The 15,947-nt window shown below is 54.4% G+C and carries 16 protein-coding genes; 4 read left to right on the top strand and 12 right to left on the bottom strand.

The window, feature by feature from the left end; all coding sequences use genetic code 11:
- Positions 1 to 27: 27 nt before the first annotated feature.
- Positions 28 to 2,313 (top strand): glycosyltransferase, encoded by a 2,286-nt coding sequence (locus JX360_RS09785; RefSeq protein WP_244350479.1) that lies wholly within the window; start codon positions 28 to 30, stop codon positions 2,311 to 2,313.
- Between the two features lie 17 nt (positions 2,314 to 2,330).
- On the opposite strand, the gene JX360_RS09780 is transcribed toward JX360_RS09785, so the two are convergent.
- The 10 genes from JX360_RS09780 to glpX all read right to left on the bottom strand — a co-directional run bounded on the left by JX360_RS09780 (position 2,331) and on the right by glpX (position 12,192).
- The gene (locus JX360_RS09780) at positions 2,331 to 2,690 is read right to left on the bottom strand and encodes a hypothetical protein (RefSeq protein WP_244350478.1); all 360 of its coding nucleotides are present in this window, start codon (positions 2,688 to 2,690) and stop codon (positions 2,331 to 2,333) included.
- A gap of 378 nt (positions 2,691 to 3,068) precedes the next feature.
- A complete protein-coding gene (locus tag JX360_RS09775; protein ID WP_244350477.1) occupies positions 3,069 to 4,799 on the bottom strand; it encodes an alkaline phosphatase D family protein in 1,731 nt (576 codons plus the stop codon).
- Positions 4,800 to 4,935: 136 nt separating this feature from the next.
- Positions 4,936 to 6,021, bottom strand: coding sequence for a mechanosensitive ion channel family protein (locus JX360_RS09770; protein WP_244350476.1), 1,086 nt, complete (start codon positions 6,019 to 6,021; stop codon positions 4,936 to 4,938).
- A gap of 219 nt (positions 6,022 to 6,240) precedes the next feature.
- A complete protein-coding gene (locus JX360_RS09765; protein ID WP_244350475.1) occupies positions 6,241 to 7,074 on the bottom strand; it encodes an alpha/beta hydrolase in 834 nt (277 codons plus the stop codon).
- Between the two features lie 50 nt (positions 7,075 to 7,124).
- A complete protein-coding gene (locus JX360_RS09760; protein ID WP_244350474.1) occupies positions 7,125 to 7,709 on the bottom strand; it encodes a CPBP family intramembrane glutamic endopeptidase in 585 nt (194 codons plus the stop codon).
- Positions 7,710 to 7,773: 64 nt separating this feature from the next.
- Positions 7,774 to 8,859 (bottom strand): polysaccharide pyruvyl transferase CsaB, encoded by a 1,086-nt coding sequence (gene csaB / locus JX360_RS09755; protein ID WP_244350473.1) that lies wholly within the window; start codon positions 8,857 to 8,859, stop codon positions 7,774 to 7,776.
- 69 nt (positions 8,860 to 8,928) lie between these two features.
- Positions 8,929 to 8,991: a hypothetical protein gene (locus tag JX360_RS17950; RefSeq protein ID WP_425244385.1), complete on the bottom strand. Its 63-nt coding sequence runs from the start codon at positions 8,989 to 8,991 to the stop codon at positions 8,929 to 8,931.
- A 316-nt stretch (positions 8,992 to 9,307) separates the two neighbouring features.
- Entirely contained in the window at positions 9,308 to 9,415 is a 108-nt protein-coding gene (gene psb30 / locus JX360_RS09750; protein WP_244350472.1) for a photosystem II reaction center protein Ycf12/Psb30, read from the bottom strand.
- Between the two features lie 112 nt (positions 9,416 to 9,527).
- Complete coding sequence (locus JX360_RS09745; RefSeq protein ID WP_244350471.1) at positions 9,528 to 10,823, bottom strand: glutamyl-tRNA reductase; 1,296 nt, start codon at positions 10,821 to 10,823, stop codon at positions 9,528 to 9,530.
- A gap of 328 nt (positions 10,824 to 11,151) precedes the next feature.
- Positions 11,152 to 12,192, bottom strand: coding sequence for a class II fructose-bisphosphatase (gene glpX / locus JX360_RS09740; protein ID WP_244350470.1), 1,041 nt, complete (start codon positions 12,190 to 12,192; stop codon positions 11,152 to 11,154).
- A 259-nt stretch (positions 12,193 to 12,451) separates the two neighbouring features.
- Here glpX and JX360_RS09735 point away from each other — a divergent pair, with 259 nt between their 5' ends.
- Positions 12,452 to 12,733 (top strand): DUF1830 domain-containing protein, encoded by a 282-nt coding sequence (locus JX360_RS09735; RefSeq protein WP_244350469.1) that lies wholly within the window; start codon positions 12,452 to 12,454, stop codon positions 12,731 to 12,733.
- 94 nt (positions 12,734 to 12,827) lie between these two features.
- On the opposite strand, the gene JX360_RS09730 is transcribed toward JX360_RS09735, so the two are convergent.
- Positions 12,828 to 13,055 carry a hypothetical protein gene (locus JX360_RS09730; RefSeq protein WP_244350468.1) on the bottom strand — a complete coding sequence of 76 codons (228 nt, stop codon included), beginning with the start codon at positions 13,053 to 13,055 and terminating at the stop codon, positions 12,828 to 12,830.
- Between the two features lie 466 nt (positions 13,056 to 13,521).
- Between JX360_RS09730 and JX360_RS09725 the strand changes: the two genes are divergently transcribed.
- The gene (locus JX360_RS09725; RefSeq protein ID WP_244350467.1) at positions 13,522 to 14,124 is read left to right on the top strand and encodes a peroxiredoxin; all 603 of its coding nucleotides are present in this window, start codon (positions 13,522 to 13,524) and stop codon (positions 14,122 to 14,124) included.
- 178 nt (positions 14,125 to 14,302) lie between these two features.
- Here the strand turns inward: JX360_RS09725 and JX360_RS09720 are convergent, their stop codons facing one another.
- Complete coding sequence (locus JX360_RS09720; RefSeq protein ID WP_244350466.1) at positions 14,303 to 14,737, bottom strand: photosystem I reaction center subunit II PsaD; 435 nt, start codon at positions 14,735 to 14,737, stop codon at positions 14,303 to 14,305.
- Positions 14,738 to 14,966: 229 nt separating this feature from the next.
- Here JX360_RS09720 and JX360_RS09715 point away from each other — a divergent pair, with 229 nt between their 5' ends.
- Complete coding sequence (locus JX360_RS09715) at positions 14,967 to 15,821, top strand: arginase family protein (RefSeq protein ID WP_244350465.1); 855 nt, start codon at positions 14,967 to 14,969, stop codon at positions 15,819 to 15,821.
- Positions 15,822 to 15,947 lie beyond the last annotated feature (126 nt).

Below are 15,947 nucleotides of genomic sequence, written 5' to 3'. Positions count from 1 at the left end.
ATCCGTTCTGTAACGCCGAGTTTTGCCATGCTGCTCGTAGAATCCTGGTTAATCCGTACTGGGTATCTCACGGCGGAGCAACTGGTGCAGGCCCGCGACTATCAACAACGGGCTTTTTGTTCTTTGCCCCGTGCCCTTTGGAGCTTGGGGTGGATGCACCCCTCAAAATTTGCCCGCTTGTGTGCTCGCATCACGGATCGGCCCACCTTGTGGGATTGGTTAAAACAGCATTCTCTTGATCCGGAGTTGCTCTGGTTGGTGGATTCGCTCGATCTGGTGCCGGTGCGTTTTTTGCTCTGTGGTTGGGCTGATGCCAATACCTTGGTGGTCGCCACCGAAGAACCAGGCCACCCAGCGGTGCGGCAAAGTGTGCGACGCCTCTGGCCCAATGCCCTGATTCTGGAGATCCCTGCCACCGAAAAGCAGATCCTCTCGGTGATTGTGGAGCGAAAACTGGTTGCGGACTTTTTGGGCAGCAAGCTGACTTGGGAGCAGTGGCAAGCGGTGCAAAATACCCGTCGGCGCACGGGATCCAGCCTGGGACAGGTGTTAACCCGCCTCAATTACCTGGATCCCAAAGACTATCTCGGCATGATTACCCAGTTGTTGGGTTACCCGGTACTGTCAGACTTGATCGGTACTGGCCTGCTTTATGTCGATCCAAACCTGAGTCAACGGTTTGATCCCAAGAGCATGATGCGCCATCTCTTCTATCCGCTTGCCTGGGTGGATACCGAGACCTTGATGGTGATGGTGCAGGATCCACTGGATATGGTGGTGGACGAAGCAATTTACGCCCTACGACCTGGGCTGCGCATCGAGAAAGTGTTGGGCACCGAAGCGGATCTCACTCAACTTTTGACCCAAAGCCACGGGGCCAACTTCAGCCAAGAGGCTGTATACCGGTTGCTGGGGCGACTCCCGGAAGAATCTGCCGCGCGGGTGTTTACTCTGCCGCAAATTTTGGTGGGCTATGGGCTGCTGTTGGCGTTGGTGTGGGGTTTAACGATGGCCCCCTGGAGCACCCTCACCCTGGTGATTTTGCTGATCAATTTCTTCTATATCGGCTCGATCCTCTATAAGCTCATTCTCAGCTTGGCTGGATCCGCCGATCAATTCCATCAAATTACCGATGCAGAGGTGGCCGCTATTGATGACCGCAGCCTACCCATCTATACCGTTTTGGTGCCGGTTTACAACGAACCGGAGGTCATGCCGATCTTGATCGGATCCCTGTCCAAACTGGATTACCCGCAGGAAAAATTGGATGTGTTGATCTTGCTGGAGGAAAAGGATCAGGTCACCATTGATGCTGCCCGCGCTGCTAATCCTCCTAACTTCATTCGTCTGATTCGTGTGCCGGAAAGTCACCCAAAAACTAAGCCCAAAGCCTGCAACTATGGCCTTGCTTTTGCGCGGGGGGAATACCTGACCATTTACGATGCCGAAGACATTCCGGATCCAGATCAACTGAAAAAAGCGGTGATTGCCTTTCGCAAAGGGGATCCCAGCTTGGTGTGTGTACAGGCGGCCCTCAACTATTTCAACCGCCAAGAGAACTTCCTCACCCGCATGTTCACCCTGGAATACTCTTATTGGTTTGACTATCTCTTGCCCGGCCTAGAAACCCTGAAAGTGCCCATTCCCTTGGGTGGTACGAGCAACCATTTCCGTACCGATCGCCTGCGGGAGCTGGAGGGTTGGGATCCCTTTAATGTTACGGAAGATGCCGACTTGGGCATTCGAGCCAGCCAGCATGGCTATACCGTGGGCGTGATTAACTCCACCACCTACGAAGAGGCTAACTGTGCTGTTAAAAATTGGATTCGGCAGCGTTCCCGTTGGATCAAAGGCTATATGCAAACGTGGCTGGTTCACAACCGCCACCCACTGCGATCGCTGCGCAAATTGGGCCTGAAAAACTGGCTCTCCTATCAGTTTTTTATCGGCGGGACTTTTCTCACCTTTCTCACCAGCCCGATCATGTGGCTGATGTTTTTGTTTTGGCTGGTCACCCGCGCCAGTTGGCTACAAAATCTTTTTCCCGGTTGGCTCATCTATATTGGCCTGTTTAATTTAATCCTGGGCAATGCCATCGGCATTTATTTAAGCTTGATTGCCGTCTTTCGCCGGGGATATTATGATCTGGCTCTGTACGCCCTCCTCAACCCCATCTATTGGCAACTGCACTCTATGGCCGCCTATATGGCTCTTTGGCAACTGTTCACCAAACCCTTCTATTGGGAAAAAACAGTGCATGGCCTGAGCAAATTCACCCAGGCCAAGGCTCATTCCGCCAGTCAGGCCGCTTAACCTGTTGGAATCAGGGGTTAGAATCCGTAGTCGGAATCCACACTGACAGCACAACCCGCCGGGTGCGTGCAGTTGTACATGATCACCTTGACGGAAAAGTTCCCTTCATAGGGGGCTTGCACGATCGGGTAATCATCCCGCAGCTCATCCGCATCTACCACCCGACCGTTGGCATCGTAGAGCACCAGATCCACGTCGTAGCAATCGACATCACACTTGGCCCAAATGTTCTCACCCCGATAAAAATAGCCTGAGGTTATTGTCGATTGCCCATTCAACAACCACAGGTTACGACTTTGCGCCCAAGCCTCAGCTCCACCCACGATAGAAGCTGCCGCCACTACACCTACCGCTATCCAGCTACCCAGAGAAACCATAAAACCACACTCCTTGAAGAAGACGAAAGAATTGAGTTGGCAACAGGAATCCCATTTTCAAATGGGTACATCACTCTTCAACAAGTCACCTGTTTCGGGAAAGGGTTGAGCTTAAACCCTATTTCAGAACTCTTGAAATTTCAACAGAAGCTGTCTCTCCCCTTTCTATGCCCAAAAAGCCCTTTCCCAGACCGCAGCCATCTAAATCAAGCAATTGGCTCTCTTTCTGATGACTTTTATACTTTAGCACTGAGGCATGGGATCCCTAAATGATCTAAATCACAAAAAACAGGAACCCCAAAGCACAATCGGGATCCCTGGATTTTGATCAGAATAGGCTGGCTAAAACTATAAATTTTCTATAAACTAGTCCAGCTTTTATTGAGGCAAAATCAACTCCCCCCGCCGCCCAAAGGGATCCGTCAATACACTGCCGGTCGGGCCTTTAATTTGAATGGTGCACTGGCTGCCGGAGACCTCAATGGTGTGGTAATTGGGCACCGCCAGTTCCAGAAAGCGCAGGTTGCTGGTGGTTACCCCAGGGATCCCGCTAATTTGCGGATTGCCAGGGTTCACCGGGGCCAAAAAGCCATTGACAATGCCGTAGTAGATGCGGCTGGCGTTGGGGATCCCCAGTTGGTTACCCAACTCATCAATGCTGAGGGCGGTGACACTGCGTCCGGTGGGGCCAGCCCACACTTCCCAAATTGGGTTATTGCTACCGGGGTTAACTTGCCCGATAAAGCCAGCATGGTTATTCCCGGTCAAGAACACCACATTGCGAATGTTGTTCGCTTCGATGAAGTCGATCACCTCCTGCCGTTCCAGCCAATAGCCTTCCCAGACATCGTTGGAGCGGAAATACGTCACCGTAATCGGGAACTGGCTGACGATGAATTTATAGGTGGCGGTAGAGTTGCGTAGACCATTGAGCAGCCATTGCTTCTGCGGGCCTCCCAACAGCGTCCGCGGGGTGCGGCGCAGCAAGTTAAAGAGCGCTTCTTCGGATCCCGGTGGGCCAAAAAACAGAGCCTCTTGCTCAGGGGTGAGACGAATACCAGAGAGAGCCAAAAATTGTTGCCGGGTCAGACCGGGGGGCAAAATGGGCAAAATCGGGGTCGCCACAGCCAGATCCCGGTATTGGCGCAAGTCAGGGATAAACACCTCCGCATTGGCCCCGTAGCGGAAGCTGCGAAACACCCGGTCACGGGCATCCACACCGCCCACATCCGTCAGGTTGGGCGTAATGGGGTTGTACTCAAAAAAAGCTTGGTAGCCTAATACTTTCAAATCTTCTACATCGCGGGTTTGCCCCGTTGTGTCATCCAACTGAACAGCAGGGCCACCCCGATCCTTCTGGCCGCTGTAGTTGTCGATCACCTCGTGATCATCCCAGTTGATCACAAAAGAAGTACGGCCAAACAATTGTGGAAACTCCGGTCCCGCATAGTTGGGATCCCGTTGATCCCGGTAAAGGCTGCGGTAAAAATCCAGATTCCCCGTCGGATCCAGACCCAGCCAGAAACGGTCGGCATAGACGGTATCCCCATTGAAGGAAATAAAGTCAATGTCCCCCCGGCTCACTTCCGCCAACATGGCGGCCCCAATCGGGAAGGGCGGCTCATTGGCACAACTGATGTGCATAAAGCGAATCGCTCGGCCATCCCCAGCATCCGGTAGCGTCCGAAACTGCCCCACCGGGCTAGTAAAGCCATCGGCACTGACAAAGCGGTAGTAAAACGTTTGGGCCGACGGCAACCCCTGCACCACAGCGCGAGCAATGTAATCTCCGGGTTCGTTGCGATAGTTACTCCCGGCGGTGCGGCGGGCACTCAGGGGAATCTGCTGCAAAATCGGGGTGAAGTCAGGGTTGTCGGCAATCTGCAATGTGACGGATACAGTCTCCACCGAACCCGATGGGATCACTCGCGTGGAGAGGACAGCTCCCTGCGCCGTCGGATCCCCGGCGAACACTCCCTGTGGAAACCCTGGCTCTCCCAATGGGGCAATTGAGGAACTAGAGCTACCTCCACAGGCAGCCAGAGCAGCTGCCCCGCCCCCAAACATCATCAGTTGCAAGAAAAAGCGGCGAGAATGCAGCGAACTCATGGAACAGACCTCACAGACCTAGGCGAGTGAACCGGCAGATGTAAAGGGATCCGCAACAAAAACCAATCGCCTTTAGTCAAGCATTTTTAGGTCTGTGCTGAGGTTGTGAGCAGATGAAGGCTTGGTTAGCGTTTGTTTAAGTAGCGTTAGAGAGGGCAGCCTGCTGCTGTGAGTTCAGGTAGAGCACCCGAGTTGGGTAAGCAAATTGAATGCCCCGTTCCTGGAAAGCTTGCTTCAGAGCAAGGTTAATCCGTTCCTGAACATCCATGTAGAGGTTAAAGTCGGGACTAAGGACAAAGTAGACCACCTCGAAGTTAAGGCTGAAATCCCCATAGGCAGCGAAGTGGGCCCGATCAAATTGGGCATTGGAATCCGCTTCGATGATCTGCTTCACCAGTTTCGGGATCTCTTGCAATTTATCAGGAGGGGTTTCGTAGGTCACCCCAAAGCCAAACACCACCCGCCGCCGTTGCATACGTTTGTAGTTGCGAATTCGAGATCCAGTCATGTCAGTATTGGCAATGACAATCTGTTCTCCGCTGAGGCTGCGCAGCCGCGTGGTTTTGATGCCGATGTATTCTACGGATCCCATGAAGTCGCCCAAAATCACAAAATCTCCAATCTCAAAGGGTCGATCCATCAAGATTGAAAAATAGCTAAACAAATCTTGCAAAACCCCTTGGGCAGCTAGCGCGATAGCTATCCCTCCAATGCCCAAGCTAGCTACTAAAGCGGCTATATCAAAGCCCAGATTATCCAGCAAAAACAGCACCCCGATCAGGAGAAATACCACTCGAATTAGAGGTGAGATCAGCAGGAAACTTTGCTCGGTCGTGGTATCTCCTTTTTTGCGAGTTAAATACAGCTGCAGCCCGTATTCCACGCTGGCGCTGAGGAGGTTAATCCCAAAATAGGTGGCAATAATAGTAGCCAAAATATCCAATGTCTGCCGCAGCACCGTAGCCAAATTAAGGCTGCTCAAGCAGACATAAACCAAGCCCAAATAAAGCAGGGGGATCAAGTAACGCTCCACCAAGCGAATCGGCGTATCAAGGGGAATCCCGCTGATTCTAGAAAGCCAACCCCCCAAGGTTTGTAAAATGAATCTCCGCAGCACAGCACGAATGATGAAGACCCCCACAGCAAAGATGAGAAAGACTAAGAGGTAGTCCCACAGGGGGTTGCCCAACAGCTCAATTGCAAGCACATCCTGCACAGTCATAGTTGCTCAAACCTCTTGGACAAATGACTAGAAATGTAAGCCTGAGAAACACTTAGTAATATTTCTTAGATAAGGCATTCCTCACCTAAGTTCCTTCTGTTTCCTAAGATGTGCCAACTCTATCACTATTCATTTCATAAGTGAAGCGTTATTTGTGGTTAATTCATAACCCCGTGAACACGGATGAGTGGACTGACTACAGAAGCGTTGAAAAGAGCCTCAGGGATCCACCAGCTCTTCTACGAATTGGTGCAGGATGCTGTAGTAGCGATCCCCGGCCACCTGCAGTAAATTGTTGTGGTTGGCGCCCTCAATCGGAACAAGGCGTTTTGGATCCCGTGCCGCTTTGTAAAGGGTTTGGGCATGCCAGAAGGGGATTAAACCATCATCAGTGCCATGCAAAATCAACAGGGGGCAATCGATGGTGGGGATCCGACTCAAGTTATCAAAGCGATCGAAGGGCAAAAGGGGGATCCGCGTTAACACCCGAAAGGCCGTCACAAAGGTGGACTCCAGGATTACCCCCCCCACCGGCTTTTGGGCAGCCAAATAAACCGATGGCCCACCTCCCACCGAGCGGCCATAAACCAAGATTTGGGCTGGTGGGATCCCTTGAGCTATCAAGTAGTCATAAGCGGCTTCGATATCTTTGTAGGCTCCGGCCTCTGAGGGCTCCCCTTGGCTGGTGCCGTAGCCGCGATAATCATAGGCCAAAATCGAAAATCCCTGCCGCTGCAGGCTGAACAGGCGGGGCAGGATATCTCCCAAATCTTCGGCATTGCCGTGGCTGTAGAGCAGGGTATAAGAGGCGGCGGGATTGGGCAGATAGATCGCAGAAATCAGCAGCCCATCGGACGTGGTTAACTTGAGAATCTGCTCCCCATCCTGATAGCTGGCGGGGCGGGGCAGAAAGATCATCCGTTCCGATTGGAACCAACCCAACCAAATCAGATACCCGTAAACAATCAACCCAATCAAGATCAGCGAGCGTCCAACCCTAACCCAGGAGAAGGATCCCCACACCAGTTGACGCAGCCAAGGACGGGACACCATGAACTCCATCACTCCTTCAAAGGGGTTGAGCAAAAGCGGTGGAAGGGAGCCTATTGTTCAGAGGTGCATTGACGATATTTCCACCACAGCGCGGCAAACCAGTTGATGAGGACATGGGCAACGATGGTGACCAGCAAGTTTCCTGACAGCCACAACCCTATCCCCAGCAGGATTCCGACCCCACTGGCCCAGAGGGCATAAGGCCACCCCCGCCATTCCAGCCAGTGCAATACCCCGAACAAAAGACTGCTGCAGAGGATCCCGCCCGCCCAACCCAAGGGACCAGCAACCCACACCGAAACCAACACGCCCCGAAACAACCATTCCTCGCTCCAGCCCGGCAACAGCCCCAGCCAAAACACATCCCCCCACTGCAAGGGATCCACAATCAACTGCAAATAGGTGCGGGCAGCACGGCGATAGTCAGGCCAAAGGCGGTAAACCAGTTCGCTCATCAGCACCACCCCAAAGCCCAACCCCACACCCCACAGCAGTGCCAGCGGATCCCAAGAAAACGGGACGGATAGGGATCCCAGCCAACTCCACAGACCGGCCAGGAGTGCCAAGCCGCCGCTGGTGGCGATCATCGCACTCAGAACTTGTTCGCGGGTGAGGGGGTGGGTTTGCAACGTCATGGGAGGGGATCCCTGCGGGTACTGGCTTGGCATAAGCACGGAGCAGGTTTTGGCTCCAGAGTGGCTACCCCCAGCTCAAATGCTGCCGGAGCAGTTCCCCATGGCGAGCCGAACGCTGGATCCAGTCCTGAATCTCCGCCGGGGTAAGGGCCAAACCTTGCTCGTAACAGGCTAACCAACTCCGGTGCAGGGTTTCCACATCGGTGGGAAGGGTCTCCAGATCCCAGCCGGGCATGTTTAGGTCTTGCAGCAGGGTTTTCACCTTGGGATCGTAGCTAAGGCCAAAGCAACGACAGCCCTCTGCCGCCGCCATCACCAGTCCGTGGTAGCGCATCGTGATCACCAGCCGCACCCCTTGAAAACTGCCCTTCAACAAACAGGGATCCCGAATTTCCAGAACCTGAGCGGGGCCGGGCATGCGCCGCTGCAGATTTTGAGCCAAGCGATAATCCGCCCCCAAATCTGGGGATCCCTGCCGAGCCAGTTGAAAAGGAATGAAGAGAAAATAAGCTCCGGTCGAGTCCTGCAGGCGTGCCAACCCTTGACTCAGAGATTCAATGCGAGCCGGGGTTAACTGAGGGTGCTGGCGCAGGACCACAGCAATGCGGGGCTGCGGCCACCCATCCCATTCCGGGAGCCTTTTAGCCACCAAACCCCACACCGGATCCGGAGCCACCTGGTGCGGGATCCCCCACTGTTCCAACCATTCTGAGGCAGCCCTATCCCGCACACTAATGGCCGTACAACCCGCCAAGGATCGCCGTGCCAAATGGCGCACCCACCCTCGCTCCAACGGGCCGATCCCTTGTGCCCAGGCGAAGGTCTTCAACCCCCATTGCTGAGCTAGGCCCATTACCCCCAAGTAATACAGAGGGCTACGCCAACTGGTGCGATCCTGTAACAGGCTACCCCCACCCCAAACAAAAGCCTCGGCCTCCCGCAAACAGCGCTGTAGAGCTAACCCATTAAAACGGGGGCAAGCCAATACCGGGTAGGTGGCTGCCGTTTGAGCCGGCTGATGGGAGAGAACCACCGGCTGCACAGGAACAGGCAACTGTTGGAGCTGCTGCAGGAGAGCCAACAACAACGCTTCATCGCCACCATTGCCGTAGCCATAGTAGCCACAGAGCAACACCCGTGGCAGTTTCATAGAGCCGATTCGGGTAGGTGAAGTCGCACGAGAATTCCGAGATGACAGGAGCTAAGGTTCAATCGAATGCTAACGGGATGAGGGATCCGTGAGCCAACCAGTCAAATCCTCCAGGGTTTGGAAATCCAGCAAAGCCTCTGCCAAAGCCTCCAACTGCTAGGTAGACAGAAGCCGGATGGTCTCAGCTGTCTCTTCCGGCAAAGGCCCTAGCTTGCGCCGCAGTTGATTCAGTTGATTCAGAGGTCCGTCGGCTCGCTTCTTGCTGTAAGCCCTGCTGTAAGCCCTCTTGCAGGCTCTCCTCTCTGGAAGGTGGTCTGGTACACCCATTCCGAATCGTCCTCCGGACGACCCGTAGGGTCATCGTAGGCCACGCTGCTTCCTCATCCTCTCCGGTGAGAAGCCAGCCTCAGTCAATATGTAGCCCCTGGCCCTGGCTCACGGGATCCCCTTACATATCGGCGCCGCGTAAGTAGAGCAAAAAGATCACGGCTGGGCCTGCTAAGACGATCAAGGCCAAGAGGGCCAATTGCACAAACACTTCGTACTGTCCGAACATAACCCCAACTCCCATGGCTTACGTTTTGTATCCTAAGGGCAGCTCCCCACCCAGGATGAGAGAGCTGTTACAATTCTTCAACTCTTGCCGATACTGCCCAGTCAAGGGATCCCTAGCGCTCCTGCTGGGCCTGAAACAGCATCGGATCCAGGTTAAACAGCTCCTGTAACGTGTGCATGGCGGCTCGCCGCGCCTCGATATCCCGCTTGGCCCGGAGTTGTACCATTGGGTCGTGCAGAATCTTGTTGACAATGCCCCGGGTCAGCGCGTCGATCACCTCCAGGTGCTTTTCGGCGAAGTCTTGACCCAGGCGCGAAAGGGCTTTTTCCATCTCCTGCTCACGAATCGATTCCACCTTGTGGCGCAGGCTAGAAATGGTAGGCACGGTCTCTAGGGAACGCCACCACTCCATAAATTGCTCCACCTCTTCTTCGATCAGCGCTTCTGCTGCTAAAGCTAGCTTTTGCCGTTGGGCGCGGTTTTCCTCCACAATGCGGGAGAGGTGATCCACATTGAACACCTGTGCCCCTTTGAGCTTTTCCACATCGGGGTCGATGTTGCGCGGCACCGAAATATCCACCAGCAGAATGGGTTGATCCGGCTGCAGCACCGCTTCCAGTTGCTGATAATTCAGGATTGGTTGGGTAGCGCCAGTGCTGGTGAACACCAGGTTAGATTCCGCCACACTGCTCAATAGGTCATCCCAGGGCAGCACCTGGATCGGTTGCTCAAATTGCTTGACCAGGTCTTGGGCCCGCTCTAAGGAACGGTTGACGACGGTAATATCGACGGCCCCCTTGGCCAACAGGTGCTGCACCAGCAGGCGAGACATTTTCCCCGCTCCGACAACTGTGATCTTGCCTTGAGAGAGGGATCCCTGTTCTTGTAGAGCCAACTCGACAGCGGCGGAGCTGATGGACATGGCCCCCGTGCCGATCTCCGTTTCAGTACGGATGCGCTTACCGGCAGTGATGGCAGCTTTGAAGAGACGATTGAGGATGCGATCCATGCCGTTGCAGGCTTGACCCAGTTGTTGGGCTTTCTTGACCTGGGAGAGGATCTGTCCTTCCCCCAGCACCAAGCTATCCAGACCAGCCGCGACCCGCATCAGATGCATGGCCGCATCTTGGTAGATGAGAGTGAATAGGTGGGGGCGCAGTTGGGCCAACGGGATCCCTTTGGATTCGGCCAAAAACTGCATCGTCTGCCGCACGCCACTCTCCATTTCTGGAGTGACGATATAAACTTCCAGGCGATTACAGGTGCTGAGGATAGCAGCTTCCTCAATGTGAGGATAGGCGCAAAGCTGCTGGATCGTCTCCCCCACCTCCATCTCAGGGATGCTGAGCTGCTCCCGAATTTCTACAGGAGCTGTGCGATGGCTAAGACCGACAACCGCGATAAACATGCCTCTCCGTCGTCTCTACAGCAAAAAGTTACTAAAAACAAAAACCCTGAACAAAAGCAAATCTTGTTTCAGAGGGAACCGAAAGGCTGTAACCGATGCGGAGGAACTCCCTTCGCTCGAGTCCAGCAAGGTTAGGTAACTTTTCTCAGCCTACCTAAACCCTAGAACCAGTATCGAGCGGGTTTTGCAGGATTTTGCTGAAGAGTTATTACGTTTTTGCGGGAGCAAATTTGATAGCTTTCGTAATCTTGCCAATCAGACGCAGAAACACCAGCGACCTTCGCCGTGGGAAAGCCGCCGATGCCGTCTGTCTGGGCAAGGGGATCCCTTAACGCAGTTGCAAGCCGCGTGGCTGGCCATCTTTCATGTGGATGGTATCCACGAAGCGCACGGTGCGGGATTGGCTAGAGATAATCAAAGACTCCGTGCGAGCACCCCCACCGAAGAACCGCACCCCCTTCATCAGATCCCCGTCGGTGATTCCTGTGGCGGCGAAGAGAACTTCTTTGCCGCTAGCTAGCTCTTCACATTCCCAAACCTTGTCCGGATCCTCAATGCCCTTCTCTTTCAGCTCACGCCGCGTTTCCTCAATCGGGGGCAGGTAGGTACCCGCCTGCACCACCTCAGGGTCGTAGATCAGGCGCCCTTGGAAGTGGGCTCCCAAACAACGCAAAGCCGCTGCCGAAATTACCCCCTCCGGAGCGGCCCCGATCCCCATTAGGGCATGGATACCAGAGCCATTAAAGCCTGCTGACAAAGCCGCCGAAATATCCCCATCCGAAATCAGCTTTACCCGCGCGCCGGTACTGCGAATGGCTTGGATGAGATCCGTGTGGCGCTTCCGATCCATGACAATCACCGTCAGGTCAGAAACCTCCCGATCCAGGCATTCGGCGATGATTTGCAAGTTCTTCTCCGGGGGATAGTCGATGTGGACTTTGCCCTTGGCTTGCGGAGGAGCCGCCAACTTTTGCATGTAGATGTCAGGGGCATTGAGGAGGCCGCCTTTTTCGGAAATGGCCAGCACCGCCATGGAGCCGTTCTGCCCCTTAGCCACCAAGTTGGTGCCCTCGCAGGGATCCACCGCAATATCAATCTCCACCAACTCTTCGAGGCGGCAGAACTGGTCAGCATCCGGTCGGGTACAAATACCCACCTCCTCGCCGATGTAGAGCATGGGTGCTTCGTCGCGGGTACCCTCGCCAATCACGATCCGTCCGCGCATCAGGATCTGGTTCATCTTTTCCCGCATCGCTTCCACAGCGACCCGGTCGGCAGTCTTGTTGTCCCCTTTCCCCATCCAGCGGGCGGAGGCAATGGCGGCCTGTTCCACAACTTCGATAATTTCCAGCCCCAACTTATTGTCCACGGCGTGCTCCCTTGGTGATGTCGGAATGATTAAGACTAGCTTAAGGATGTCTTCAGATTGTTCTTCTTAGTTTACCAGGGCAGGCTTCCCCTCGGGATCCGATTTTCTTGGCGGGAATAATCTGAGAGAACAAATCGCCCAAAGTCAAGCAGCAAGAGCGATCCCCGTCTTGGTAGTTTGCTATTGTCGCTCGGGGATCGGGGGTGATACCCTGACTTAAAGGCAATAAGTTTTTCTTAACCCCATTAAAAAAAGCGCAATGAAAAGATACGCCTTCATCAATGGTTCCGGTCAGGTTCAGGTGATCCGAACCATTCCCGGTCATTGGGAGCGCACCCTCTTCCCTGGCCAGCATGCCATTTTTGAGGCGGATCCCGATGACTATCTGGAGATTTACAGCTGCTCATGTTCTACCACCCTTTTGGAGGAACGGCGGCCTTGCCGCTGCTTGTTGGATTCTACAGGGCCTGAGGTTGAACCCAATCGCTACCAATGGTTGCCTCCTGAGCTAGGGGTTCTGGCGGACGCGGTGAATGGGTGAAGGATGGATTTGAGAGCCTGAATTGAACGCCTGAAAACTGGGGATCGCTTGCCCTGAGATTGATCCCCGCCTTTTGGGTGCTGTTCACTGACATCTAGGCCCTCTGCTCACCAGATTCCACTGAAACGGCATCGGGTGGGCGGGTCAGGCAGCTCCCCCGCAGGGCATTGCGAAAGGTGTCAATGCGTTCAATGCGGTTCTGGAGGCCACAGTAGGGGCAATACAGGGGATCCCCTGGCTGTGGATCCACATCCGCCTGGCTCCACCAACGCTGACAGTGATCGCAACAGAAGTGATAAAGGAACTCTAGAGCCACCCTCATGGCGACGGGATCCCCGAGCTACAAACGGGAAAGAATCAACTGGGCGGGTTTTGCTCGAAACCGGATTTGGAGCATCTGCCCGGAAATCGCTTTACAGCCTTTTTGTGGGTTTCCTAAATGCTGGTGTCCCCGACAGCTCTTGGAAGAAGAATAGGGTTACATACCCTGTGCAGGGTGACTAGCATTCGCGCCAGCGCGCCCTTGGCGTAAAGGGCTGTAATCGGGATCCAACTCGGCCCATTCGGGCAGGTTTGAGGCGGGATCCCTAGCGGGCTATGCAATGAATTGGTCTAGGCCAGTTCGCCTGACTCTCATCTTGTCATTGATGCAGGGTCATTGACATCCTCTGAGGTTTCACCCCCTCAGGGATCCCATTGCATCCCCATTAAGACAAACTCGTTATGAGTATGGTATATTAAGTTTGGTTTACATTTCTCTGTCACTCTACTACAAGGAGCCTTGACTTATGTCTCAGGAAGGATGTCTGCGCGTCGGCCAGCCCGCCCCAGATTTCTCTGCCACTGCCGTCTACGACATGGAATTCAAGACGGTCAAGCTCTCGGACTACAAGGGCAAAAAGTATGTGGTGCTGTTCTTCTATCCTTTGGACTTCACCTTCGTCTGCCCCACTGAGATCACGGCCTTCAGCGATCGTTATGCCGACTTCGCCAACCTGAATACCGAAATCCTGGGTGTTTCAGTGGATAGCGAATACTCTCACTTGGCTTGGACTCAAACCGACCGCAAAGCCGGGGGTGTCGGTGAGCTGAAATATCCTTTGGTGTCTGACCTGAAAAAAGAGATCAGCGCTGCCTACAATGTCCTGGATCCGGAGGCTGGTGTAGCCCTGCGTGGCCTGTTCATCATTGATAAAGAAGGGATTATTCAGCACGCCACCATCAATAACCTTGCCTTTGGCCGGAGCGTGGATGAAACCTTGCGCACGTTGCAGGCCATCCAGTACGTGCAAACCCACCCGGATGAAGTGTGCCCCGCCAACTGGCAGCCTGGCCAAAAAACCATGAATCCTGACCCGGTGAAGTCCAAGGAGTTCTTCGCCGCCGTTTAACTCTGATGTGGGGATCCCTGCCACCTCACGCGGATCCCGACTGGCTTTGGGTTCAGCTCCAGCTCTGTTTGGGTTGGAGCTTTTTGTTTGCATCCCCTGTGGCCACGAAAAATCCCCCAGCTTTAGCCAGGGGATCCACAACAGCAGACGTAACCAAAGCCAAATTTAAGGTTGAGGACTAATCCCAAGGCTTCTTGTCGGTGAACTTGTAGCTGATCGGCTCTTTGTTTTTGCCGATGTTGTGATCGACCTTGCCGACAGTGTCCCGACCTTCGTTGGCCTTCTCAGGAAAAACACCATCCTTGGGATGCACCAGCACCGGATCCCCACCCGCCGGAATGCGGAAGATCTGGTAGTCCTTGATCTTGTAGTCGGAGATCAACTGGGCACCCAACGCCAAGCATTGTTCTTTGCGGGCGAAGGTGAGGAAATTTTTGCCCTCCACCATCTCGGCAGCGCCGCCTGTGGGCATTTCAAACACTTGCCCCGGCTTGCCTGTCCAAGTGATCACGTATTTTTCTTCGGTTTCGGCTGCGCTCAACAGCCCTCCGGTGGATCCCCCAAATAGGGGCAATGTCGCCCCCTGACGGGGATCGCCTTCCTTCACAGCCATAGCCTACCTTCTCGTTGTTGTTTGCGTTGTCCAGACCGCATTTGTGGTTGCGGCGCGGAGCACTTTGAATCTACCACCGACCCGATTTTGGACCCCAGACCCACCTGGGAACTGTAATCTTTCGTAGCAGATCCAGCCTGCTTCGAGAGGGATCCCGGCAGACCTAGTAAGTCACTATAGAAACAGGTGATAGAAAACAAGTAACACTCTGGAATAAGGATCAACGCCCATGGCCCGATGGTCGCTCCATCCCAGCTCCCAATCGAATGCCAGAGTTGTTCTGATCCCAACGGCTTTTGGCAATGACACCCAGGCACCAATGGCCATTCTCAATGCCGGTTCGGAGCTGTGTGCCTTTGAGCCCAAGTTGGGGATCGATGTGGACGGCTTGGCGGTGGCACAATTGCCGGGGCTGGTGGATGAACCTCCCTACGGCGTGTGTGAGGCAGCGGTGACTCAAGCTTGGCGACGGCAACAATGGCCAGTGCTTTTGCCTTCGGTACTCTCCGCCAGTTGGGGGGCGATTCGGGCCCTCTGGAAGCATTACCCCAACCTGAGTGTGGTGCACTGCAGTGCCCATGCCAACCTAATGCCCTCTCCAGAAATGACCCAGCCGGATCAAGATATGGGCTATGGCAGTGCGGCCTGGGTGGAGTTGCTTTACCAGCACAAGCTACCGGTGGTGCATGTGGGGCTGCGCAGTGGCAGTGCTCGCGCCTATGAATGGCTGAAGAATCAGCACAGTCCGGTATTCTGGGCGCAAGATGGCTGGGATCCACAACAGGTGGTAGAGGCATTGCCGGATCAGCCGGTTTTTCTGGTGCTGGACTGCAATGTGTTGGATCCCTCCCTGATGGAGGCGGTGCATCACCCGGAACCGGGGGGCTTGACTTGGTTTCAACTGTTGCAAACGTGTGAGGCCATCTTTGCCGCCCGCAATGTAGTGGGTCTTTCACTGGGGGGGGTTGCAGTGGGATCCTCAACACGACAGACTGCACGTGCTGTAGCCCGCCTGCTCAATTGGCTGCTGGCCTGCTACGGCTGCTATTCCCTTAGGGCGACAGCTCAACCTCAATCCGCTTAGCTTACGAAAAGCAGCGTAAAGCCCCCGGTTTCTAACCGGGGGATATAAGCGCACAGGCTGAATTTATTCAGCAACAGAAATAGTACATACAATAGTCCCCATGAAACGGGTCACCACCACACTCAA

The sequence above is a fragment of the Thermostichus vulcanus str. 'Rupite' genome (assembly GCF_022848905.1).
GTDB classification, from domain to species: Bacteria; Cyanobacteriota; Cyanobacteriia; order Thermostichales; family Thermostichaceae; genus Thermostichus; species Thermostichus vulcanus_A.
This window is presented reverse-complemented; position numbering and strand designations above follow the sequence as displayed.